Origin of the sequence: Bradyrhizobium sp. CCGUVB14 (assembly GCF_024199935.1) — a bacterium.
Classification (GTDB): domain Bacteria; phylum Pseudomonadota; class Alphaproteobacteria; order Rhizobiales; family Xanthobacteraceae; genus Bradyrhizobium.
The window spans coordinates 4,465,179-4,489,632 of record NZ_JANADS010000001.1 but is presented as its reverse complement, the minus strand read 5'-3'; the positions used below and the strand labels follow the sequence as shown (position 1 = coordinate 4,489,632).

At 65.0% G+C, this 24,454-nt stretch carries 18 protein-coding genes and 1 riboswitch; of the genes, 9 read left to right on the top strand and 9 right to left on the bottom strand.

What is annotated here, in order from left to right; all coding sequences use genetic code 11:
• Positions 1-167 precede the first annotated feature (167 nt).
• The 6 genes from NLM32_RS20585 to NLM32_RS20560 all read left to right on the top strand — a co-directional run bounded on the left by NLM32_RS20585 (position 168) and on the right by NLM32_RS20560 (position 4,952).
• The gene (locus NLM32_RS20585; RefSeq protein ID WP_254130726.1) at positions 168-515 is read left to right on the top strand and encodes a hypothetical protein; all 348 of its coding nucleotides are present in this window, start codon (positions 168-170) and stop codon (positions 513-515) included.
• Positions 516-741: 226 nt separating this feature from the next.
• Positions 742-1,029 (top strand): acyl carrier protein, encoded by a 288-nt coding sequence (locus NLM32_RS20580; RefSeq protein ID WP_007592476.1) that lies wholly within the window; start codon positions 742-744, stop codon positions 1,027-1,029.
• 10 nt (positions 1,030-1,039) lie between these two features.
• Positions 1,040-1,510, top strand: a complete 471-nt coding sequence (locus NLM32_RS20575; protein WP_254130725.1) for a 3-hydroxyacyl-ACP dehydratase FabZ family protein — start codon at positions 1,040-1,042, stop codon at positions 1,508-1,510.
• On the top strand, positions 1,507-2,712 hold the full coding sequence (locus tag NLM32_RS20570) for a beta-ketoacyl-ACP synthase (protein ID WP_254130724.1): 1,206 nt from the start codon (positions 1,507-1,509) through the stop codon (positions 2,710-2,712). Before NLM32_RS20575 ends, NLM32_RS20570 begins: the two co-directional genes overlap by 4 nt.
• Positions 2,713-2,733: 21 nt before the next feature.
• A complete protein-coding gene (locus NLM32_RS20565; RefSeq protein WP_254130723.1) occupies positions 2,734-4,011 on the top strand; it encodes a beta-ketoacyl-ACP synthase in 1,278 nt (425 codons plus the stop codon).
• 8 nt (positions 4,012-4,019) lie between these two features.
• Positions 4,020-4,952, top strand: a complete 933-nt coding sequence (locus tag NLM32_RS20560) for a lipid A biosynthesis lauroyl acyltransferase (protein ID WP_254130722.1) — start codon at positions 4,020-4,022, stop codon at positions 4,950-4,952.
• 46 nt (positions 4,953-4,998) lie between these two features.
• Here NLM32_RS20560 and NLM32_RS46130 read toward each other — a convergent pair whose 3' ends face one another.
• On the bottom strand, positions 4,999-6,294 hold the full coding sequence (locus tag NLM32_RS46130; protein ID WP_254130721.1) for a lipopolysaccharide assembly protein LapB: 1,296 nt from the start codon (positions 6,292-6,294) through the stop codon (positions 4,999-5,001).
• A 75-nt stretch (positions 6,295-6,369) separates the two neighbouring features.
• Here NLM32_RS46130 and NLM32_RS20550 point away from each other — a divergent pair, with 75 nt between their 5' ends.
• From NLM32_RS20550 to NLM32_RS20540, 3 genes are all read left to right on the top strand, one after another.
• Entirely contained in the window at positions 6,370-6,792 is a 423-nt protein-coding gene (locus tag NLM32_RS20550; RefSeq protein ID WP_254130720.1) for a winged helix-turn-helix domain-containing protein, read from the top strand.
• 108 nt (positions 6,793-6,900) lie between these two features.
• A complete protein-coding gene (locus NLM32_RS20545; RefSeq protein WP_254130719.1) occupies positions 6,901-11,628 on the top strand; it encodes an autotransporter domain-containing protein in 4,728 nt (1,575 codons plus the stop codon).
• A 31-nt stretch (positions 11,629-11,659) separates the two neighbouring features.
• Positions 11,660-14,998 (top strand): autotransporter domain-containing protein, encoded by a 3,339-nt coding sequence (locus tag NLM32_RS20540; RefSeq protein ID WP_254130718.1) that lies wholly within the window; start codon positions 11,660-11,662, stop codon positions 14,996-14,998.
• A 120-nt stretch (positions 14,999-15,118) separates the two neighbouring features.
• Here the strand turns inward: NLM32_RS20540 and folB are convergent, their stop codons facing one another.
• The 8 genes from folB to NLM32_RS20500 form a co-directional block, all read right to left on the bottom strand.
• Entirely contained in the window at positions 15,119-15,499 is a 381-nt protein-coding gene (gene folB, locus NLM32_RS20535; RefSeq protein ID WP_254130717.1) for a dihydroneopterin aldolase, read from the bottom strand.
• A gap of 37 nt (positions 15,500-15,536) precedes the next feature.
• Positions 15,537-15,616, bottom strand: a riboswitch (ZMP/ZTP riboswitch).
• Between the two features lie 184 nt (positions 15,617-15,800).
• Positions 15,801-16,913 (bottom strand): polyamine ABC transporter substrate-binding protein, encoded by a 1,113-nt coding sequence (locus NLM32_RS20530; protein ID WP_254130716.1) that lies wholly within the window; start codon positions 16,911-16,913, stop codon positions 15,801-15,803.
• A 1-nt stretch (position 16,914) separates the two neighbouring features.
• Positions 16,915-18,102 (bottom strand): aminotransferase, encoded by a 1,188-nt coding sequence (locus tag NLM32_RS20525; protein ID WP_254130715.1) that lies wholly within the window; start codon positions 18,100-18,102, stop codon positions 16,915-16,917.
• A 7-nt stretch (positions 18,103-18,109) separates the two neighbouring features.
• A complete protein-coding gene (locus NLM32_RS20520; protein WP_254130714.1) occupies positions 18,110-18,436 on the bottom strand; it encodes a rhodanese-like domain-containing protein in 327 nt (108 codons plus the stop codon).
• Between the two features lie 159 nt (positions 18,437-18,595).
• The gene (locus NLM32_RS20515) at positions 18,596-20,524 is read right to left on the bottom strand and encodes a potassium transporter Kup (RefSeq protein WP_254130713.1); all 1,929 of its coding nucleotides are present in this window, start codon (positions 20,522-20,524) and stop codon (positions 18,596-18,598) included.
• A 154-nt stretch (positions 20,525-20,678) separates the two neighbouring features.
• The gene (locus NLM32_RS20510; RefSeq protein WP_254130712.1) at positions 20,679-22,577 is read right to left on the bottom strand and encodes a potassium transporter Kup; all 1,899 of its coding nucleotides are present in this window, start codon (positions 22,575-22,577) and stop codon (positions 20,679-20,681) included.
• Positions 22,578-22,750: 173 nt separating this feature from the next.
• Positions 22,751-23,578, bottom strand: a complete 828-nt coding sequence (locus tag NLM32_RS20505) for a flagellar motor protein MotB (RefSeq protein WP_148771358.1) — start codon at positions 23,576-23,578, stop codon at positions 22,751-22,753.
• Positions 23,579-23,605: 27 nt separating this feature from the next.
• A complete protein-coding gene (locus NLM32_RS20500) occupies positions 23,606-24,379 on the bottom strand; it encodes a motility protein A (protein WP_254130711.1) in 774 nt (257 codons plus the stop codon).
• Between the last annotated feature and the right edge of the window lie 75 nt (positions 24,380-24,454).

Below are 24,454 nucleotides of genomic sequence, written 5' to 3'. Positions count from 1 at the left end.
GACAAGCCGCTCCGACGCTCGTTCGCGGCGCGGAAGACGGCGGGCGAAAAATGCTCAGACGATGATAATGCGAATGCGCAATGCACGTGCGCGGTGAGAAGATTTTCTGCAACCCCTGTGTCGCCTATGCTATCTAAAAATCGCTGCTTCGGAGTAATCCCCGCCCCATGAAATCCCAGCGGCCCATAACCTCGGACGACGAGCACAGGGTGCTCCAGTTCAGGCCGCGCACGACGCCTTCCCCGGTGGTCCACCGCGGCAGTGGCGTGGTCCAGCCGCTGCACGTGCATGCGGCCCCCGAACCGCTGGACCTGTCCCGCTACGAGCAACCGCGCGAGCAGCCGGACGACTTCCGCCACCGCATGCTCGCCAACATCGCGGCGCTCGCCTTCACCATCGCGCTGACCGCGATCGGGATCTGGCTCGCCGTCAGCATCGCCGACCTCCGCCGGACCCAGGATTGCGTGATGATGGGCCGCCGGGACTGCGTCAAGATCACGACCCCGCACATCTAGGCCCGGCCCCCGAAGCACCGTCCCCGGCGGAAACGGCTCCGGACCGGCATCCCCAGGCCTGTCCCCACCCCTGTCCGGCTCCATTGAACTCAGGGCGGCGCTCCGATATACGGGCTTCCGACCCGTCCAGAGGGGGGTTAGAGGGCGTCATTCGGGGCGCGACGCCCACCCACCGTGCCACTCTGGGATATCTGACAAATACCAGCAATATATCAAAGGCTTAGTGATGTCTTCCACATTCGATCAGGTCGCTACGATCATCGCTGAAACCTGCGACATCCCGCGCGACACGATCACGCCGGATAGCCATGCCATCGACGACCTCGGTATCGACAGCCTCGATTTCCTGGACATCGCGTTCGCGATCGACAAGCAGTTCGGCATCAAGCTGCCGCTGGAAAAGTGGACCCAGGAAGTCAACGACGGCAAGGCGACCACCGAGCAGTATTTCGTGCTGAAGAACCTGTGCGCGCGCATCGACGAACTGGTTGCCGCCAAGGGCGCGAGCGCCTAATCGGGCGGTCATGCAACTCGAATACTTCCACATGATCGATCGCATCGTCGACCTCAAGGTCGACGAGAAGACGATCGTCGTCGAGGCCCAGGTTCCCCAGGAGAGCACTGTCTTCGAGGGGCACTTCCCGGGCTATCCCTTGATGCCCGGCGTGCTGCTGATCGAATCGATGGCGCAGGCCTCGGGCTTTCTCCTGCTTGGCGTCTTGAAGTTCGAGCGCATGCCGATTCTCGCCGCGGTGAAGGAAGCCAAGGTGCGCGGTTCGGTGTTTCCGGGCGACCTGATGACCCTCGAGGCGAGCGTGGCCCATGAGGGCTCGGGCTATGCGATGACCGAGGCCAAGATCAGGGTCGGCGGCAAGCTGCGTGCGAATTCGACCCTCACCTTCACGCTGATTCCGTTCCCCAATGCGGATATGCGCGGATACATGGACGCGGTCGCAGCCCGCGTCGGCTTTCCGCAACAGGCCGTCTCGCCATGACTGACACCGCTTCGAAGCCGGGCCAGACGGAAGTCTGGATCACCGGCATTGGTCTTGCCACCTCGCTCGGCGAGGGTCTCGACGCCAATTGGGCCGCGCTGTCCGAGAAGCGCATCAATGTCGACGAAAAGGGCTTTGCGCCCTTCATCGTGCACCCGCTGCTGCCTGTTACCTTCGACAGCCAGATCCCCAAGAAGGGCGACCAGCGCCAGATGGAAGCCTGGCAGCGCATCGGCGTCTACGCCGCGGGCCTGGCGCTCGACTCGGCCGGCATCAAGGGCAACAAGGACATCCTGTCGAAAATCGACATGGTGGTCGCCGCCGGCGGCGGCGAGCGCGACCTCAACGTCGACACCGGCGTGCTCACCGCCGAGGCCAAGGGCGCCAATGCGCCGGGCTTCCTCAACGAGCGGCTGATGAGCGATCTCCGCCCGACGCTGTTCCTGGCGCAGCTCTCCAATCTGCTCGCCGGCAACATTGCCATCGTCAACGGTCTCGGCGGCACCTCGCGCACCTTCATGGGCGAAGAGGTCGCAGGCGCCGATGCCGCCCGCATCGCGCTGTCGCGCATCGCCTCGGGCGAGAGCGACATCGCGCTGGTCGGCGGCTCCCACAATGGCGAGCGCAAGGACCTCATGGTCCTCTACGAATTCGGTGACTTCAATCTGAAGGACAAGTTCGCTCCGGTGTGGGCGCGCAAGGACCACGCCGGCTTCGCGCTCGGCTCGGCCGGCGCCTTCCTGGTGCTGGAATCGAAGGCGCACGCTGAAGCGCGTGGCGCCAAACCGTACGCAAAACTGTCGAGCGTGGTGACGGATCTCGCCCGCCGCAAGCAATCCGGCGACATGGAAGCGACGCTGGAGAAGCTTTGGGACAAGCTGCCCAAGCGCGACGGCAAGGGCGCGATCATCTCGGGCGCGACCGGCGCGGAGCCGGCGACGTCGGAGGAGCGCGGCTTCCTGAAGAAGCACGGCGATTTCCCGGTGCGTGCGACCGGCACGATGTTCGGCCACACCATGGAAACCCAATTCCCGCTCGGCATTGCGCTTGCGGCGCTCTCGATCTCGCGCGGCGCGCTGTTCCCGCCGAACGATTCGACCGGGACCGAGGTTGAAATGCAGGGTGCGCCCACCCAGATCGTTGTGGTGGGAGCCGGACACTGGCGCGGCGAAGGCATGGCGCTGGTCGAGGCGATTGACTAGTTCTATCGGGGGACGATCGACATGACTGCACCACGCGACAAACTCGGGCGTCCCGTTGTCGTCGTTACCGGCATGGGCATCACGACCTCGCTCGGCGCCGGCAAGGCCGACAATTGGTCGAAGCTCGTCGCCGGCGAATCCGGCATCCGCACCATCACGCGCTTTCCGATCGACGGCCTGAAGACCACGATGGCCGGCACGGTCGACTTCGTCAGCGTCGATCCGTTCTCCTCCACCGGCCTGTCCGAGCGGATGGCTGAGCTCGTCACCCAGGAAGCCCTTGAGCAGGCCGGCATCGGCGCCAAGGGCGATTTTCCGGGTCCCCTCTTCCTCGCGGTCGCGCCGGTCGAAGTCGAATGGCCGCAGCGCCGCGAGCTCGGCCGCGCCGTCGGCGCGCCCGACTTCAACTATGACGATCTGCTGCGCATCTCCGGCGGCGGCAAGTACAACGCCTATCATCACCGCTTCATGTTCGGCTCGGTGGCAGCCCACCTCGCCGAGACCTTCGGCACCAAGGGCTCGCCGATCTCGCTGTCGACGGCGTGCGCGTCCGGAGCCACCTCGATCCAGCTCGGCGTCGAAGCGATCCGTCGCGGTGAGACCGATGCCGCGCTGTGCGTCGCCACCGACGGCACCGTGAATCCGGAAGCGCTGGTGCGCTTCTCGCTGCTGTCGGCGCTGTCGACCCAGAACGATCCGCCGCAGGCGGCCTCCCGTCCCTTCTCCAAGAACCGCGACGGCTTTGTCATGGCCGAAGGCGCTGGCGCCCTGGTGCTGGAGAGCTACGAAGCGGCGACCGCGCGTGGCGCAAAGATCCTCGGCGTGATCGCCGGCTGCGGCGAGCTCACTGATTCCTTCCATCGCACCCGCTCGTCGCCCGACGGCAAGCCGATCATCGGCTGCATGAACAAGACGCTGGCCGATGCCGGCATGACGCCGGACCAGATCGACCACATCAACGCGCACGGCACCGCGACGCCCGAGAACGACAAGATGGAGTACAACACGACATCGGCCGTGTTCGGCGATCTCCTGCAGAAGATCCCGGTCACCTCCAACAAGTCGATGGTCGGCCACACCATCTCGGCCGCGGGCGCGGTCGAGGCGATCTTCTCGCTGCTCACGCTCGAGCATCAGCGCATTCCGCCGACCATCAACTACGACAATCCGGATCCCACGATCCTGTTCGACGTCGTCGGCAACAAGGCGCGCGACGCCCGCGTCACTGCGGTGATGTCGAACTCGTTCGGCTTCGGCGGCCAGAACGCCTCGCTGATCCTGACCCGCGAACCGGCCTGACCGGACGCATGGCGCTGCTTTCCCTCAGCACGAAGATTCGCGCGCGGAATGCAGCCAAATCGATCGGTGGCAGCCTGATCGGCGCCGCCACCGTCGGCATGCTGAAGACCACGCGCTATTTCGATCCGGTCAAGACCTCGGACTTTTTCGCGCGCGTCACCCAGAAGATCGGCCCGCGCCTGCGCGAGCACCGCATCGGCCGCGCCAATCTCACCGCGGCGTTTCCGGAGAAGTCGCCGGAGGAGATCGAGCAGATCCTGATGGGCGTGTGGGACAATCTCGGCCGCGTCGGCGCCGAGTTCGCCCATATCGATCATGTCTGGGACTACGATCGCGCCCATCCGGAAAACAGCCGGATCGAGCTGCTGCCGCGCACCATCGAGCTGTACGACCAGATCAGGGACGACGGCAAGCCGGCGCTGATCTTCGCCTCGCATCTGGCCAACTGGGAATTGCCCGCGCTCGCTGCGCCCGCGCACGGGCTCGATGCCGCGATCCTCTACCGCCGGCCGAACATCGCCTCCGCCGACCGCATCATCCAGGAGATGCGCCAGGTCAACATGGGCACGCTGATCCCGGCGGGGCGCGATGCGCCGCTGCGGCTTGCGCAGGCGCTGCAGGACGGCAAGCACGTCGCCATGCTGATCGACCAGTATCTCACGGGTGGCGTCGAGGTCACCTTCTTCGGCCGCAAGACCCGCGCCAACCCGATGCTGGCGCGCCTGTTGCGCCAGGTCGAGTGCCCGATTCACGGCGTGCGCATCATCCGCTTGCCCGGCTTTCGCTTCCGCGCCGAACTGACGGAAGAGATTCCGCCGGTCCGCGACGCCGACGGCAAGATCGACATCCAGGGCACGACCCAGGCGATCACCAATGTGGTGGAAGGCTGGGTGCGCGAGCATCCCGAGCAGTGGCTCTGGCTGCATCGGCGGTGGCGGTAGGGCGTGGATGCCCGGGACAGGCCCGGGCATGACGACCAACGCGCCCCTACTGCTCCGGCAATCCTGCGTCGACCATGGACTGAACGAGCCGATCGCCCGCGACGACATAGATGGGACTCATGTTCTTCCTCGGCGGCCAAACGCTGAGCTTGGTCGTACCGGGGCGCAGCCTCAGCCCCTCCTCGATCGCCGCCCTCGCCTCTGCGACCCGGCCCGTTCTCTGATAGGCGGCGGCGAGGATCAAGTGCGAGCGGCCGGTCGCCGGCGTGATGGCGATCGAGCGTTGCAGCCAGGACACCGCGTCCTCGTTGCGCTCCATCAGAAGATTGGTCACGCCCGCGCCGAGCAGCCAGGTCCAGCGTGAGGCCGGCGGCGTATCGTAGCGATCGGCTTGCCGGAACGTTGCGAGCGCATCGTCGAAGCGGCCGAGAAACATCTGCCCGAGGCCGACCAGATACAGCGCGGAGCCGTCCCACGGATCGAAGCTCAAGGCCTTGGCGCAGGTGACGAGACTTTCGACGAAATGATTGGTCGCGCTGAGGAAGCGGCAAGTGGCCTCGAGCACGGGAATCGAATTCGGCTTGGCCCGCAACGCGCGCTCGAGCGTCGCATTGGCCTTCGTCTCGACGGTCGCGGCTTCGTCCGGGCTGAACCACACCATCTGGATGCCGCGCATCTGCAGCGAGGCCAGCGCGACGGCGAGATCGACATTGTCAGGGTCTTCGTCCAGCGCCTTCTGCAGCATGGTCTGCGCCGCACCGAAGCGCTCGCGCGTGGTCTGGTTGATCGAGGCGAGCGCCTGCTCGACCGCGACCCTGTCGCCGCCCGTGGATGCTTTCCGGTTTGCGGACGGTGTGGCGCTGGGCTCCAGCAACTCGTTGAGGCGGCGCGCCAGCACATGCCCGACGCCGGCGACGAGCCGCGACTGCTGGATTTGTGCATCCGCCTCCTCGCCGCTGACCGACGCGGCGGCGACCGCCTGAACCTCGCCGCTGCCGGTCTTGAGGATGCGGGCCCGCAAGGTCCAGGACTGATCGCCGCGCTGCAGCTCGCCGCGAATCTCGTAGTCGGGCGCTGCGGTCACCGCATTTGCGCTCTCGACACCCGCCGTCGCGCGCGGCGCGACCACGCTGATGTTCTGGATCTTGGCAAAGCCATCGGTGAGGCGGCCGGTGGCGTCAGCCGCCATCGTCGCTCCGCGCGGATCGTTGCTCTCGTCAACGATGGCCGTCACGGCGATCCGCGGCGGCGTGCGCTTGAACAGGAAATCGGGCTTCAGCACCGGGGCTGCGACCGCGAGCCCGATGATGATGACGCAGAACGCGGCCACAGCGCCGATCACGGCCGGGTTGCGCAGATTGAAGACAGAGCGCCGTGCCGGTGCCGCGCCGGCCAGAGAGAGGCTTGGGGGGATCAGTTGCTTCGTTTCGCCGGCTTCAAGCTGGATCAGCAGCGCGCGGAGCTGTGCTCAGCCGATGGCGTTGCAATCAAGCTCCGGCCCAAGACCTTCGAGATGCTGCGGTTGTTCGCGACCAGCGGCGGCCGGGTGCTGAGCAAGCAGGAGCTGATGGAGGCGGTCTGGCCGAACGTGCATGTCGGCGAGGACAGCCTGTTCCAGTGCATTCGCGAGCTTCGCACCGCGCTCGGCGACGAGCGGCGGCAGCTGATCAAGCTCGCCTCCGGCGGCGGCTACCTGCTGGCGGCGGAGGTCGAGACCGAGGCCGAGGTGAGCGCGGCTCATGCCGAGGTGCAGCCCGCGATTGCGGCCGGGCCATCGCTCGCGGCGGAGGCCGTGGCGGATAGGGCAACTGTGTCGAAAAAGCCCGAAAAGTCTCCCTGAAACGTAAATATCAGAAAGCTTCAGAAATGAGCCAACCCCTTATCAGGACACCACTCCCACCCCAGTGCGATGAATCCCGTCGAGGACTCGCGAGTGCCGGGGGACGTGGTGAGGACGGGGAAAGATTGTTTCAAAGCGACCCGCCGCCTGCGGGCCGCGCTGCTGACATCGTCGGCGCTGGCCTTGGCGTGGACGCTGCCGGCCACCCCTGCCCGCGCGCAGGATGCAACCTGGCTCGCCTCGCCCGGCACCAACAAATATGACCGCGGCACCAACTGGAGCTCCGGCACGGTGCCATCGGGCACCGCCTTCTTCGGCGCGTCGAGCACCACCAGCCTCTCGATTCCATCCAATGACCAAGCCAACACGACCGACGTCGGCGGCTGGACGTTCAACGCCGGGGCCGGAAATTACACCTTCGCCAACGGCCAGATCCTGAATTTCAACGGCGCCGGCATCGTCATCAATGGCGGCAGCGCCACCATCAACGCCGTCGACGGAAGCATCAATTTCCTCAACGCCAGCTCGGCCGGCGGCGCCACCATCAACAACGACAATGCCACCAGCGCGGTGAATTTCTATAACACCAGCACGGCGGGCACCTCGACCATCACGACCTACGGCAGCGTGAATTTCTACGACGCCAGCACGGCTGGCAACGCCCACATCACCGTCAATTACAATGGCGATGATGGAGGGTGGCTGTTCTTCAACAACACGAGCTCGGCGGGCAGCGCCACCATCACCAACAACATGCACCTGTCCTTCAAGGACAGCAGTACAGCGGGCAGCGCGACCATCACCAACAACGGTGGCATGAATTTTTCCGGCGCCAGCACGGCTGGTGACGCGACCATCATCAACAATACGAACAGCCATCTGAGTTTCTCCGGCACCAGCACGGCCGGCAACGCTGCCATCATCAACACTGCCGGCACCGTCGATTTTTCCGCATCCACGGGCCCTGCCGGGGACGGCAAGCTCAGCGCCGGCTCGATTGCGGGCGCGGGCAATTTCTTTCTGGGCGCACGCGAGCTCACTGTCGGCGGCAACAATCAGAGCACCGAAGTGAGCGGCGTGATCAGCGACTGCGGCACGAGCCCGACCTGCTCCGCGGCGGGCGCGACCGGCGGTTCACTGGTGAAGACCGGCACCGGCACGCTGACGCTGTCGGGAGCGAACACCTATACCGGCGGCACCACGATCAATGGCGGCACGTTACAGCTCGGCAGTGCCAGCGGCGTCGGCGCCATTGTGGGGACCGTCAACGTTGGCGCCAGCGGCAGGTTTAGCGTCGTCAACGCAGACACCAGCGGCATCACTGGCATCTCCAACGACGGAACCACGATCTTCCAAAACGCAAACAGCGCTGGCTCGGCCAGCATCGCGAACACCGGCACCGTCAACTTCTACGACCGCAGCACGGCTGACAGTGCCAGCATCACCAACAACAACATCCTGGCCTTCAACAACTCGAGCACGGCGGGCAGCGCTGGCATCACCAACAACGGCCTTACGTCTTTCCGCGACACCGGCACGGCCGGCAGCGCCACCATCACCAACAGCGGCAGCTTGATATTCTACGGCACGAGCACGGCGGGCAGTGCCGCCATCACCAACAACACCTATGGCCAGATCGGCTTCTACGACTCGAGCACGGCCGGAAACGCCAGCATCACCGGCGGCGACCGCACCATCATCGGCTTCTACAATTCGAGCACGGCTGGCAGCGCCACCATCAGCCTCAACGGCTATGCCGGCTCGTTGAGTTTCCACGGCACCAGCACGGCCGGCAGCGCCACCATCACCCTTGCAAGCACCAACAGCGCGTTATTCTACGACACCAGCACCGCTGGCAGCGCGACGATCAACAACGGCGGGCAGTTCTACTTCTACGGTTCGAGCACGGCCGGTCATGCTGGCATCACCAACACCAACTCAATCGATTTCAACCAAACCAGCACGGCGGGAAACGCAGCCATTACCAACAACGGCGTGTTGACCTTCAGCGCCTCGAGTACCGCAGCAAGCGCAACCATTACCAATAATTTCGCGATGTTTTTTTATGGCGCCAGCACGGCGAGCAGCGCGACCATCAACAACGCCTATAATATATTCTTCGACGGCACCAGCACGGCCGGCAATGCCGTCATCACCAACAACGGCAACGGGCTCTTCGGTTCCGTCGGAAACACTTATTTCGCGGGCAACGCGACCGCGGGCAATGCGCAGCTCATCAACAACGACCCGAACGCCGTGTTCGATTTTTCCGGCAGCTCCGGCCCGAACGGCGACAACAAGCTCAGCGCCGGCTCGATCGCCGGCAACGGCACCTTCTACCTCGGCGCCAATGCGCTGACGGTCGGCGGAAACAATCTGTCGACCACCGTCAGCGGCGTGATCGTGGACGGTGGCAACTTCGGCGGCGTCGGCGGCTCGCTGGTGAAGATCGGCACCGGCACGCTGACGCTAACGGGCGCCAACACTTATACCGGTGGCACCACCTTTGCCGGCGGAACGGTCAGCGTCGCCTCGGACGCCAATCTCGGCGACCTCGCGGGCGGCCTGACCTTCAACGGCGGCACCCTCCAAATATCAGGCACGACATTCAACACCACCGCACGCAGCATCAATCTGGGCGCCGGCGGCGGCACATTCGACATTGCGGACGCAACCAACAATTTCGTGCTCAGCCAGGATCTCAGCGGCGGCAGGCTGACCAAGTCCGGCGCCGGCACGCTGACCCTGACCGGCGCGGAAACTTTTTCCGGCGCCACGGTTTCCGCAGGCACGCTGGTGTTCAGCGGCAATGCCACGGCCGGCAACGCCGTCATCACCAACAGCGGCAATGTGCTGTTCGACGGCAATTCGACGCCCGGCAACGCGCAGCTCTCCAACGCCACATCCAGCGCCGTCTTCGACCTCTCGATGAGCACCGGCCCCAATGGCGACAACAAGCTCACCGCCGGCTCGCTCGCCGGAAGCGGTACGTTCGAGCTTGGCGGCAAGCAGTTGACGATTGGCAGCGACAATCTGTCGGCCAATGTCACCGGCGTGCTCGCTGACGGCGGATCGGGCGGCGGCACCGGCGCCTCACTGGTGAAGGTCGGTACGGGGCGGCAGACCCTGTCGGGCGTCAACACCTACACCGGCGCGACAACGATCGATGGCGGCACGCTGGCGGTGAACGGCGATATCACGGCGTCGAGCGGCGTCACCGTGAACAGCGGCGGCGCGCTCGGCGGCACCGGCATCGTCGGCAACACCATGATTGCAAGCGGCGGCGCGCTTGCGCCCGGCAACTCCATCGGCACGCTGACGGTGAGCGGCAACCTGACGTTCACGGCGGGCAGCTTCTACCAAATAGAGGCCTCGCCGACAGCCGCCGATCGCACCAATGTCACGGGGACGGCGACACTCACGGGCGCCATCGTGCAGGCGATCGCCTTGGCCGGCAGCTTCCGCGCGCAGACCTACACCATCCTGAACGCGACCGGCGGGTTCGGCGGCACGCAGTTCGCCGGGATCACCAGCAGCAGCTTCTCCCCCGGCGCGCGCAACCCGCACCTGACTTACGACGCCAACAACGTCTATCTCGTGCTCGATCCCGGCACGATCGTGCTGCCGGCAGGCACGGGCGCCAACCAGAGCAGCGTCGCTGGCGCCATCAACAAGGCGGTCGAGGGCGGCGCAACGCCGCCGGCCGGCTTCGACGCGCTGCTCAACATGGGCAACCCGCAGCTCAACCACGCGCTCGGCCAGGTCTCCGGCCAGCCCGGCGCGGCCAGCACGCAGGGCGCGTTCAGCGCGGCGCAGCAGTTCGTCAACATGCTCGATCCGCTTGGCGGCGGCACCGACGGCGAGCGCGGCGCGGCCGGTGACGGCGGGACGCTGGGCTACGCCGCCACAAGCCCGCGCGACACCAGGGTGCGCGAGGCCTATGCCGCGGTGACGCCGCGCGAGGCGAGCGCAGATGTCATCGACCGCCGCTGGGGCGTGTGGGCCTCCGGCTATGGCGGCGCCAGCACGCTGAACGGCAACGCGGCATCAGGGTCGAGCACCACCACCAGCCGCATCTACGGCACCGTGGTCGGCGCCGATTATCGCGTCTCTCCAAACACGCTGCTCGGCCTCGCGCTCGGCGGCGCCGGCTACAATTTTTCGCTGTCCGACAACCTCGGCAGCGGCCGCGCCGATCTGTTCCAGGCCGGCCTCTATACCCGCCACAGTTTCGGCCCGGCCTACATTTCCGCGGCCTTCGCCTATGGCTGGCAGGACGTCACCACCGATCGCACCGTGACGGTGTCAGGCACGGACAAGCTCACCGCGAACTTCAAGGCGAGCACCTTCTCAGGCCGCCTCGAAACCGGCCGGCGCTTCGCACCGATCCCCGCCTCCAGCTTTGGCGTCACGCCCTACGCGGCGGTGCAGGCGACAACCTTCCATCTCCCCGGCTACGGCGAGACCGCGCTCGTCGGCAGCAACCAGTTCGCACTGTCCTACACCTCGCAGGACACCACCAATGTCCGCACCGAACTCGGCGCCCGCACCGACCAGCGTATCCTGGTCAACGACGGCGTGCTCACGCTACGCGGCCGCCTCGCCTGGGCCCACGACACCAACACCAACCGCTTCGTCAATGCAGCCTTCCAGACGCTGCCCGGCGCCGCCTTCACCGTCGGCGGCGCGCAGCCGGCTGCGGACTCCGCGCTGGTCGGCAGCCGCGCCGAGATGAAATGGCGCAATGGCCTGTCGCTCGCAGGCATGGTCGAGGGCGAGTTCTCGCAGAGCACGCAGACCTACACCGGCAAGGGCATGGTGCGTTATGAGTGGTAGACGGCACATCGGCTTCGCCGCGATCGTATTGATGGCTGCATTGCTGGCCACGCCGGCCCTCGCTCAAAGCATCACCGTTCCGGCCGGCAACACCAACACGATGTCCGGGCCGATCGGCGGCGCCGGCGATATCGTGCTCGATGGCGGCGGCACGCTGGTGCTGTCCGGCGCCAATACCTACACCGGCGGCACAACGATCTGCGGCACCGCCTGCGGGGTCGCCGGCGGCAGCAGCGTGCTGCAAATCGGCGTCGATACGGTGGGTACGCCTGGCGCGATCACCTCGTCGGCGATCGGCACGGGCACGCTGACCTTCGACGGCGGCACGCTGCAGGCCGGCGGCAACTACACCATCGCCAATGCCACGCAGATCAACGCGACCGGCGCCACGATCGATTCCAACGGATACACCCTCACCTATTCCGGCAACATCGCCGACGCGGCAGGACAATCGGGCAGCCTGCTGCTCAAGACCACCAACGGGAACGTGATCCTGTCCGGCACCAACACCTATTCCGGCGGCACCACAATAGTCGGCGTCATCAACTTTGCCAGCGGCAAGGTGGTGGTGACCAACGGCAGCGCGTTCGGCACCGGTACGGTCACCTTGCAAAACGTCTGGATCCAGACCAGCGGCACAAGCGACGTGACCTTCGCCAACAATTTCAAAATCGATCAGTCCACCAGCGGCAGCCTCCTCGACGCCAAAGGCAAGACGTTGACGATCTCCGGCAACATCACCGACGGCACCGGCGCCGGCAAGCTGATAATCGCGGATACTTCGTTCAATTTCAGCCAAGTGGTGTTCCTCGGTGCCAACACCTACACAGGTGGCACCACAATCAGCCTCGGGAACCTGGTGCTTGGCGATGCCACCCACACCGCGTCCATCACCGGCCAGGTCACCAACAACGCCTACTTCTATATCCGCAACGCCGATACCTCGGCGATCACGGCTCTGGCCAATAACAGCGAGACGGAGTTCTCCGGCACGACGACCGCGGGCACGATGACCATCACCAACAAGGGTGGTGTCTCCTTCCTTAACGCGAGCAGCGCCGGGAACGCCACGATCAACAACTATTTCAGCAACGCGACCAACGATAATTACACTGGCAGCGTGACCTTCGGCACGTTCGGGGGCACCGATACCAGCAGCGCCGGCAACGCCAAGATCAACAACATCCATGGCTACACCGCGTTTAACGCGGCGACCAATGCCGGGACTGCCACCATCATCAACACCTTCAGTGGCAACACCGTGTTTAATGATCAGTCGTCGGCGGCCGGAGCGACGATCACGAACAGTGATGATGGCACGACCTGGTTTCAGCTCTCTTCGACTGCAGGCAACGCCGTCATCACCAACACTTCCGGCGGCTCGACAAGCTTCTACAACAATGCAACCGGCGGCAACGCGCAATTCATCGCCGACGGCACCGGCTATGTCGACTTCAGCCAGAGCAGCGGCACGAACGGCGACGGCCGGATCACGGCCGGCTCGATCGCCGGCTCCGGCTTCTACTACATCGGGGGCGGCAACACGCTAGTGGTCGGCAGCAACAGCCTCTCGACGACGGTCAGCGGCGTGATCGCCAATCTCAATCCCGACCCATCGTGCGGCTGCGGCGCGGCGGGTCCGGCCAATCTGGAGAAGACTGGCAGCGGCACGCTGACGCTGTCCGGCGCCAACACCTATACCGGCACCACCGTCGTGAACGGTGGCCTGCTTCAGGTCGACGGCTCGATCGCATCCTCGAGCCAGACCACGGTGAACGCCGGCGGTGCACTCTCCGGCGCAGGCACCGTCGGCAATACGTTGATCGCCAGCGGCGGCATCCTGCTCGCCGGCAACGGCACGCCGGGCTCACGGTTGACAGTCGCGGGCAATCTCGCCTTCCAATCGGGCGCGTTGTATCTCGTGACGGTCAACACGAACGCGGCGACGTCGGTCAACGTCTCCGGCACGGCATCGCTCAACGGCGGCGTCGGTGTGAGTGTGGCGCCCGGCAGCACGGTTCAAAAGCAATATACCATCGTATCGGCGAGCGGCGGCCGAACCGGGACGTTCACCAGCCTCGCGGCAACAGGCGTACCGGCCGGTTTTGCTGCGAGCCTCAGCTATGATGCCACCCATGCCTATCTGAATTTCGCGCTCGACTATGGCACCCGGACCGACCTCAACACCAACCAGAAGACGATCGCGACCACGCTGCAAAACTTCTTCGACGCCAATGGCGGCATCAACGCAGCCTTTGTCGCGCGCTCCACAAACGGCCTGACCCAGCTTGCGGGCCAGGGCGCGACGGGATCGCAGCAGACCACGTTCGGCGCCATGAGCCAGTTCATGGGATTGCTGACCGATCCGTTCGCAGCCGGGCGCGATGGCGGCACCGGCGGCGCCAGCGCGGTGCCCTTCGCAGAGGAAAGCGCCTCGCTCGCAGACGTCGCGCGCAGCGGCGATGCGCGTGATGCGTTTGCCAGCATACCCCGCAAGGCCCCGGAGCAGCTTGCCTTCGATCAGCGCTGGAACGTCTGGGCCGCGGCCTTTGGCGGCTCGCAGAGCACCAGCGGCAATGCAGTGCTGGGCTCGAACAACACAACGAGCAGCCTCTACGGCACCGCCGTCGGCGCCGACTACCGCATCTCGCCGAACACCATCGTCGGCTTCGCGCTCGCCGGCGGCGGCACCAGCTTCAACGTGAGCGGGCTCGGCGGGGGCCGCTCGGATCTGTTCCAGGCCGGCGCCTTCCTGCGCCACAATGTGGGCGCGGCCTACATCACCGGCGCGCTCGCCTATGGCTGGCAGGATGTCACCACCGATCGCACCGTGACGGCCGCCGGCATCGATCGCCTGCGCGCCGAGTTCAACGCCAATGCGTGGAGCGGCCGCATCGAGGGCGGTTATCGCTTCATCGCACCCTGGACCAGTGGCGTTGGCCTCACGCCCTATGCTGCAGGCCAGGTCACGAGGTTCGACCTGCCCGCGTATGCGGAATCCGTCGTCTCCGGAAACAACAATTTCGCCCTCGCCTACGCGGCCAAGAGCGTGACCGCCACGCGCAGTGAGCTTGGCTTGCGCACCGACAAATCCTTTGCCCTGCCGGACGGCATCCTCACGCTGCGCGGCCGCGCTGCCTGGGCGCACGATTTCAATCCGGATCGCACCGTCGCCGCGACGTTCCAGGCGCTGCCCGGCACGAGCTTCGTCGTCGGCGGTGCACGACCAGCCGCCGACTCCGCCCTCACCACCGCCTCTGCCGAGATGAAGTGGCTCAACGGCTGGTCAGCGGCGGCAAGCTTCGAGGGCGAGTTCTCCAGCGTCACGCGCTCCTACGCCGGCAAGGGCATGGTGCGTTACGCGTGGTAGGAAGGCATTGTTCGGAGCCTTTTTGCTTAGATCCGGAGAACGTAATAGCGTGAGTGGGCCTCGCCGCCCGGGTCTTATGAGACCGCGGGCTGGAAGCCCACCTTGGATTGCTGAGGAACGTCAGGCGCCGGCGAGCTCGGCGCGGCGAAGACTGACCTGGACGCCGACCTGGTTGATCGCATGAGCAATCGGCGGCGACGATTTCGCAACGGCGACCGTCACGCTATCCATCATGTCGAAGCGTCGCAGCAGTCCTGCAGCGATCGTCTCGCCGAGGGCTTCCAGGGTCTGGAATTTGCCGGACGCTGCGATCTGCACCGCCTCATCCACCACGGCGTCATACCGCACCGACGAATCCAGATCGTCGCTAAGGTGGGTCCGGACCTCCTGCAGATCGGCAAAAATATCAAAACTGAACTTTTGTCCGAGCGTTCGCTCTTCCTCGAACAGGCCGTGATAGCCGTAAGTCTGAAGTCCGGTGATTTTGATTGACGTCAGCATGGGCAGCTCCAGATGAAGCATTTTGATCGGGGTTGCCCCCAATCGCCCAGGCGAGCGGCAGATGCCCCGCGCTTCCCGATGGTGCTCCATCCGATGTCGCCAGTCACGCGAGGCCGTCAGCGTTATCAGCTTTCCGCAATGCCGACAATGAACATCATCGTGCTGGGCTCGGCAGGCGGCAGGATATTGTTCTGCTCCTGTTTTGCCCGACGTGTCAAATGACCGGCAACTCGCACGCCGCGGTTCTACTGTGCATGGGGTTGTTTTGCGGAATCGCGTTGCGGAGCGGTCGCCGCAACGCCTAGCGCCCCGTCTTCACCTTGGTCCAGAGCCGGTTGATGATCCGCTGGGTGGCGGGATCGCGGGCGGTGATGACGAACAGCTTTGCGAGCGTGGTGTCGTCCGGATAGATGTTCTTGTCACCCAGGATCTTCGGGTCGACCAGCTTCTGGCTGGCGAGATTGCCGTTGGCGTAGGACAGGAAGTCCGAGTTCTTGGCGGCGACGTCGGGCCGATAGAGATAGTTGATCAGCTCGTAGGCTTCCTTGACGTTCTTGGCATCCGCGGGGATCGCGAGATTGTCGAAGAACATCTGCGCGCCCTCCTTCGGGATCGCGTAGCCGATCTCGACGCCGCTTTTGGCTTCCGCCGCGCGCGCGCGGGCCTGCATGATGTCGCCGGACCAGCCGACCACGAAGCAGATCTCGCCGGTCGCGAGCGCGCTCAGATATTCGGAGGAGTGAAATTTTCGTACGAACGGTCGGACCTTTGCGACGACATCGGCGGCCTTTTCGAGGTCGGCCTGCTTGGTCGAGTTCGGATCGAGCCCGAGATAGTTCAGCGCCGCCGGAAAGATGTCGTCGGCGGAGTCGAGCATGTGCACGCCGCAGTCTTTGAATTTTGCCAGGTTCTCCGGCTTGAAGACGATGTCCCAGCTGTCGATCTTCGCGTCGGGTCCGAGGATCTGCTTCAGCTTGGCGACGTTGTAGCCGATGCCCGTCGTGCCCCACATGTAGTTCGCGGCAAAGTCGTTGCCGGGATCGTAGGTCGAAAGATTCTTGGTCACCATCGGCCAGGCATGGCTAAGGTTCGGCAGCTTCGACTTGTCGAGCTTCTGGAAGATGTTCGCCTTGATCTGGCGCTGCAGGAAATAGGCGGTGGGCACCACGACGTCGTAGCCGGACTTGCCGGCCATCAGGCGCGTCTCCAGCGTCTCGTTGGCGTCGAAGGTGTCGTAGACCACCTTGATGCCGGTCTCCTTGGTGAAGGCCTCGAGGACGTCGGGCGCCATGTAGTTCGACCAGTTGTAGAAGTTGACGACGCGCTCCTCGGCCCCTGCGGGAGGCGACATCAACGTCAGCGCTGCGGCGATTGCAAAACCAAGGCAAAGCCTGGAGCGGCTGACGTTCGTCATCTCAGGTTGACCTCTTGCGTCCGCGTATCGCGTCCGACAGCCGCTCCAGCGCGGTGTCGAGCGTCTGGTCCTTCTTGGCGAAGCAGAAGCGGACCACCGAGGTCACGGGGTCCTGCTCGTAGAACGCCGAGACCGGGATCGCCGCGACCTTGTAGTCCTTGACGATGCGCCAGCAGAACTCGGCATCGCTCTCGTTGAGCCCGAGCGGCGACAGGTCGACGGTGAGGAAGTAGGTGCCCTGCGACTTCAGCACGGGGAAGCCGAGGCTCTCCAGCCCCTTGGTCAGGCGGTCCCTGCTCCGGGTCAGATCCTTCCGCATCGACAGGAAGTACTCGTCCGGCTTGCCGAGGCCGTAGGCAACGGCGGCCTGCAGGTTCGGCGCGGTGGTGAAGGTCAGGAACTGGTGCACCTTGGCCGCGACGCGCAACAGCGGCGGCGCGGCGCAGACGAAGCCGATCTTCCAACCGGTCAGCGAGAAGATCTTGCCGGCCGAGCCGACCTTGATGGTGCGGTCGCGCATGCCGGGGATGGTAATCAGCGGGATGTGCTTGTGCTCGTCGAAGGTGACGTGCTCCCAGACCTCGTCGCAGATCGCGATGACGTCGAACTCCTGGCAGTAGCGCGCCAGCAGCTCAAGGTCCTCGCGTGGATAGACCACCGCGGACGGATTCAGAGGATTGTTGAACAGCACCGCCTTGGTCTTTGAATTGAAGACGCTTTTCAGCATGTCCTCATTCAGCCGCCAATGCGGAGGCTCAAGACGTACGAGCCGCGGAATGCCGCCGGCCTGGCGGATGATCGGCAGGTAGGAATCATAGACCGGCTGGAAGCAGACCACCTCGTCGCCGGGCTGCACCACCGACAGGATCGCCGAGGTCAGCGCCTCGGTGCCGCCGGAGGTCACCATCACCTCGCTCATCGGATCGAGCTTGAGGTCGTGCCAGTGGCCGTAATGGGTCGCGATCGCCTGGCGCAGTTCCGGGATGCCCATCATCGACGGATACTGGTTGTAGCCGTTGAGCGAGGCGTCGGCGGCGGCGCGGCGGATGTCCTCGGGGCCGGGATCGTCAGGGAAGCCCTGGCCGAGATTGATGGCGTTGTTGTCGCGCGCGGCCTGCGACATCGCCTCGAAGATGGTGACGGGAAGGTCGGCGAAGACCTTGTTCAGCGAGGAGCTCTTGGTCGTCATCGCCGGGCTAGCCACCGACCTTGCTGGGAAGACCCGCCGCCTTCCAGCCGAGCATGCCGCCGGCCAGATGCTTGTCGTAAGGCAGGCCCGCCTCTTGCGCCGCGAGCGAGGCGGTCACCGAGCGCTTGCCCGAACGGCAGGCGAACACGACCTCCTTGCCTTGCGGATCCGGGATTGCCTTGGGATCGAAGGTCGAGAGCGGCACGACCACGCCGTAAGGGTAGGCCTCGGCCTCGACCTCGTTCGGCTCACGGACGTCGACGAGCAGATAGCGGCCCTCCGCGACACCCTTGGACACTTCCTCGGGGGTCAGATCCTGTACTTGATTTGCCACATCATCCTCCAACGTCGCAGGGCGCGCCCGCCGGGGCGATCCCGGCCGGCGGCAACCTCGCCTCTCGGCATGCGAAAATCAAGCGCTACAAAGGCTTGAGCTGCCTTGCGCAAGTTAAAGCTAAATCGCAGCGACTTGAAGTGCGCTTTGAATCCGGCGCTAGATCGTCACCTGCGTACCGACCTCGACCACGCGGCCAGAGGGGATCTGGAAATAGTCGGTGGCGTCGTTGGCGGAGCGGCTGAGCGAGATGAACAGCCTATCCTGCCAGCGCGGCATCCCCGAATGGGCGGCGGGCTTGAGCGCCCTCCGCGACAGGAAGAACGAGGTCGACATGATGTCGAACTGCCAGCCGAGCTTGCGGGCGATCGCCAGCGCCTTCGGCACGTTGGGCGATTCCATGAAGCCGAACTTCAGCGTCACCTTGGAGAACGTCGGTGAGATCTGCTCCAGCTTCACCCGCTCGGCCGGATCGATCCGCGGGGTCTGCGCGGTCTCGATGGTGAGAATGACATTCTTCTCGTGAAGCACTTTGTAGTGTTTCAGACTATGCATCAGCGCCGTCGGCGCGCTCAGGGGATCGCTGGTCAGGAACACGGCCGTGCCGGGCACCCGCTGCGGCGGGCGCTTCTCCAGCATCGCCACGAGGTCGGCCAGCGGGAATTCCAGCTTGCGCGACTTCTCGAACAGCAGCCGGCTGCCGCGCCGCCATGTGTACATCATGATGATCATGAGCGAGCCGAGCGCGAGCGGCACCCAGCCGCCCTCAAACACCTTGAGCAAATTGGCGGCCAGGAAGGTCAGGTCGAGGAACAGGAACGGCGCGATCAGGGCGGCCGCCCACAGCGGCGACCACTTCCAGGCCTTCCAGATCACGACAAAGCCCATCAAGCCGGTGACGACCATCGTGCCGGTCACGGAGATGCCGTAGGCCGAGGCGAGCGCGCTGGACGAGCGGAACAGCAGCACCATCATGATCACCGCGACCAGCAGCAGCTGGTTGATGCGCGGGATGAAGATCTGGCCGGAATGGGCTTCAGAGGTATGGCGAATTTCGAATCGGGGCAGCAGCCCGAGCTGGATCGCCTGGCGCGTCAGCGAATAGGCGCCGGTGATGACGGCCTGGCTCGCGATCACGGTGGCAGCCGTGGCCAGCACGACCATGCAGCCGCGGAAGATGCCTTGCGGGAACAGCTGGAAGAACGGGCTCTCGATCGCGCCGGGCTCGCCGAGGACGAGGGCGCCCTGCCCCAGATAGTTCAGCGCCAGCGACGGCAGCACGATGAACAGCCAGGCGGTCTGGATCGGCCGCTTGCCGAAATGGCCGAGGTCGGCATAGAGCGCCTCGGCGCCGGTCACGGCCAGGAACACGGCACCCAGCGTCACGAAGCCGATGATGCCGTGGTGGAACATGAAGGACACGGCGTAGAATGGGTTCAGCGCCAGCAGCACCTGCGGCTGCGCGATGATCGGATGGATCGCGGCGATCGCAATCACCGCAAACCAGACGCACATCACGGGTCCGAAGAACGCCGCAACGCGGGCGGTGCCGCGCGACTGCACGGCAAACAGGAACACCAGGATCACCACCGTCAGCGGAACGATGTAGGGCTCGAACCGCAGCGTGACGTCCTTCATACCCTCCAAGGCCGACAGCACCGAGACTGCCGGCGTGATCACGGCGTCGCCGTAGAACAGGGCGCCGGAGATGATGCCGAGCAAGACGATGGTCGCCCCGCCGGTGCCGACCGCGCGCTGGGCCAGCGCCATCAGGGCCAGCGTGCCGCCCTCGCCGTTGTTGTCGGCGCGGAGCAGGATGACGACGTATTTGAGCGTCACCACAACGATCAGCGCCCACAGGATCAGCGACACCACGCCGAGAACGGCCGCCGGCGTCGGCGCGCCTTCCGCGCCTGAGGCCGCCATCACCGCCTCGCGGAACGCGTAGAGCGGGCTGGTGCCGATGTCGCCATACACCACGCCGATACTGCCGAGCGTCAGCGCGCCGAAGCCGGCGGTGGTGTGGGCATCGCCATGCCCGTTGGCCGCCGCCGTTTCCGGGGCGGGAACTGCTACGTCACTTGTCATGGGAGAGCCTAGTGGCCTCTAAATGCTTCACTGCACAACGGCGGAAGAGAGCGCGCGGCTTATAGTCCTGCGCTGCCGGCATAGCCTAGCCCGATTCTGGGCCCTTGGCATGCAAAATCCGCATAGGTCCGTCAATTGCGTCCCGATGGAGGTTTCAGATGGTGACTTGGGTTCCGACTTCAACCACCCGCCCCGTCGGAATCTGGAAATAGTCGGTGGCGTCATTGGCCGAGCGGCTGAGCGCGATGAACAGGTGGTCTTGCCAGAGCGGCATGCCCGACTGCGCCGACGCCTTCAGCGAGCGCCGCGACACGAAGAACGACGTCGACATGATGTCGAACTGCCAGCCCTGCTTGCGCGCGATCGCGAGCGCCTTGGGCACGTTCGGCTGCTCCATGTAGCCAAAGCGCAAGCGGACCTTGGAGAACTTCTCGCTGATCTTCTCCATCTTGAAGCGCTCGGAGAGATCGACCCGCGGCGTGTGCGCGGTCTCGATGGTCAGGATCACGTTGTGCTCGTGCAGTACCTTGTTGTGCTTGAGATTGTGCAACAGGGCGGTCGGCACGAAGGCGGGATCGCTAGTCAAGAACACCGCCGTGCCCTTGACGATGTGCGGCGGCCGCTTCTCCAGGCTGCGGATCAGATCGTCGAGCGGCACCTCGATCCGGCGCGTCTTCTGGATCAGGATCCCCGAGCCCCGCCTCCAGGTCCAGATCGTCCCCGCCATCGCCGCGCCGAACAGCAGCGGCACCCAGGCGCCTTCGAGCAGCTTCAGCAGATTGGCACTGAAGAAGGTCATGTCGACCATGACGAAGGGCAGGATCACGACCGCCGCGGTCGCAGCCTTCCAGTTCCACAATTTCCAGATCACCACGAAGCCCATGATGCCGTCGGCGACCATGGTGGTGGAGACCGCAATGCCGTAGGCCGAAGCCAGATTGCTGGGCGTGTGGAACAACAGCACCAGCAGCATCACGCCGATCAGCAGCAGCCGGTTGACACGCGGCAGATAAATCTGGCCGGCGTGGGTTTCGGAGGTGTAGCGCACCTCGAAACGCGGCAAGAGGCCGAGCTGCACCGCCTGATAGACCAGCGAATAGGCGCCGGTGATCACCGCCTGGCTGGCGATGACGGTCGCGGCCGTTGCAAGACCGACCAGCGGCAGCACGAGGTGCTCGGGCACCATGCGATAGAAGGAGTGCTCGATCGCGCTTGGATCGGACAGCACCAGCGCCCCCTGCCCGAAATAATTGATCAGCAGCGCCGGCAGCACGAAGAACATCCAGGCCGACTGGATCGGCTTGCGGCCGAAATGGCCGAGGTCGGCATACAGCGCCTCGCCGCCGGTCACGGCGAGGAAGACCGCGCCGAGCGTTACCAGGCCGATCGTGCCGTGCGAGAGCAGGAATTGGAACGCATAGTAGGGATTGATCGCGGCCAGCACCGACGGATCGTCGGCGATGTGAATGACGCCCAGCACTGCCAGAACCGTGAACCAGACCACCATCACCGGCCCGAAGGCCGAGGCCACCAGCGCGGTCCCCTTGCTCTGGACCGCGAACAGCAGCACCAGGATCAGCACCGTCAGCGGCACGACATAATGCTCGAATGCCGGCGTCGCGAGCTTGAGGCCGTCGACCGCCGACAGCACCGAGATCGCCGGCGTGATCATGGAATCGCCGATGAACATCGACGCGCCGACCACACCGAGCGCGAGCAGAAACCAGCTCCGCCGCCCCAGCGCGCGTTGGCCGAGCGCCATCAGCGAGAGCGTGCCGCCCTCCCCGTTGTTGTCGGCGCGCAGCAGCAGCAGCACGTATTTGGCGGTGACGACGATCAGCAGCGCCCAGAGGATCAGCGAGAGCACGCCGAGCACCATGATCCGCGTCACCGGCTCGCCATGGGCCGCGCCCCTGACCGCCTCGTGGAACGCGTAAAGCGGCGAGGTGCCGATGTCGCCGAAAACGACACCGATGCTCCCGAGCGTAAGGGACCAAAAACCGGAGGTGACCGGCCCATCCTGGGTCTCAGTCGATGTGATGCTCGCCGTCATGAAGGTGGAAAACGCTTCGTCCCTGGAATTGATCCGGCGCCTTTTGACGCTTCCGGCGCGCCTGTCAATCGGCCCACCACCATAGCAGGCGCTGCGCGACATGCTGTGACGGCGCGGCCACGTTCGTCGCCTTCGCGACGAATAGCCTCAGGTAAAATGGTAGCGCAAGGGATTTAGGGCTTCAAGTTCGGCGGCAGCGGCGGATCTTCACGCATCAGGGTAATGGTGACGCGGCGGTTCGCGGCGAGCGACGGATCATCCGGGAATAGCGGCTGCGTGTCCGCCTTGCCGGAGACGGCGAAGATGTGGGACGGCGGCAAGCCCTCGCGCTCGAGGATCTGGCGCACGGCATTGGCGCGGTCGGCCGAGAGGTCGAAGGCGCCGTAATCGCTGCGGGTCGGCACGAAGCCGGCCGCGGTGTGGCCGGCGATGGAGACGCGCAGCGGGGTTGCCTTCAGCGGGATCGCGAGCTTCTCGATCAGGCGGCGGGTGCGGTCGTAGGGCACCTTGGAGCCGTCCGCGAACATCGAGCGGCCGTCCTGGTCGACGATCTCGAGATTGAGGCCCTGCTTGGTCTCCTCGAACATGATGTGCTTGGACATCTCGGTCAGTTCGGGCATGTCCTGCAACGCCTGGCGCAGCGAGGCAGCGGCGAGCGCGAAGTTGCGGTCGACCTTGATCTTGGCGCCGGACGTCTTGTCGCGATCCTCCTGGTCCGGCGTCGGCGTGTTGGAGGACTCCTCGGGCTGGATGTGGTCGACGTTCTTCAGCCGCGCGCGGGTCGGCAGGCCGTCGGATTCGATGATACCGGCGTAGCGCGCTTCGCTCTGGACGCCGAAGGCCTCGCGCATGGAGCCTGCGACGATCTTCAGCTTGTTGGCGTCCTGTGTGGAGAACGCGACCAGCATCACGAAGAACGCCAGCAGCAACGCCATCAGGTCCGCGAACGTCACGAACCAGCCGTGGCCGCCGTGTGCTTCCTCGCGCTTTTTCTTTGCCATCGGTCAGATCCCCGGCGTCCGGCGGCGTTACGCCGGAACCGGCTCGCCTTCGGCGTGGCGGTGCTTCTCGGGCAGATAGGCCAGCAGCATTTCGCGCACCAAAGTCGGGCTCTTGGAGTCTCGGATCATCAGAATGCCGTCGATGATCAGCGTACGATTGGTTTCCTCGTCGATCAGCTTGCCATGCAGCTTGTCGGCGATCGGCAGGCAGAGCAGGTTCGCGACCAACGCACCGTAGAGAGTTGCGAGCAGAGCGGTCGCCATGAACGGGCCGAGCTTCGAGGGATCCGACATGTTCGAGAACATCTGCACCATACCGATCAGCGTTCCGATCATGCCGAACGCGGGGGCGCAATCGCCGACGGCGCGGTAGATCTTGCTGCCTTCGTTGAGGTGCAAAAGGAAATTGTCGCGGTCGCGTTCCAGATTGTCCCTGATGAAATCGAGGTCGTAGCCGTCGGCGACGTAGCGGATGCCCTTGGCGAGGAAGGGCTCGTCGGTCTCGACCTTTTCCAGGCCGACCGGACCCTGCTTGCGGGCGATCTCGGCGATGCGGGCGAGCTCGTCGACCAGGTCGTGCGCCGACAGCCGGCTCATCGTGAACGCGAACTTCATGCCGAGCGGCAGGCCGTGCGCCAGCGCCGACAGCGGAAAGCGGATCATGGTCGCGGCGGCCGAGCCGCCGAAGATGATGATCGCAGCATGGTCGCTCATGAACATGCCGAGGTCGCCGCCCAGAAACACCATCGTGGCGATAACGACCAAACCGGCCACAAGACCGGCGCCCGTCATGATATCCATGGGAGACTCCAAAGCGAACGCAACAACGGCCATCCTGGCCGGTGGCGCGGTCCAACCCCGAACCGCATCGAAAAC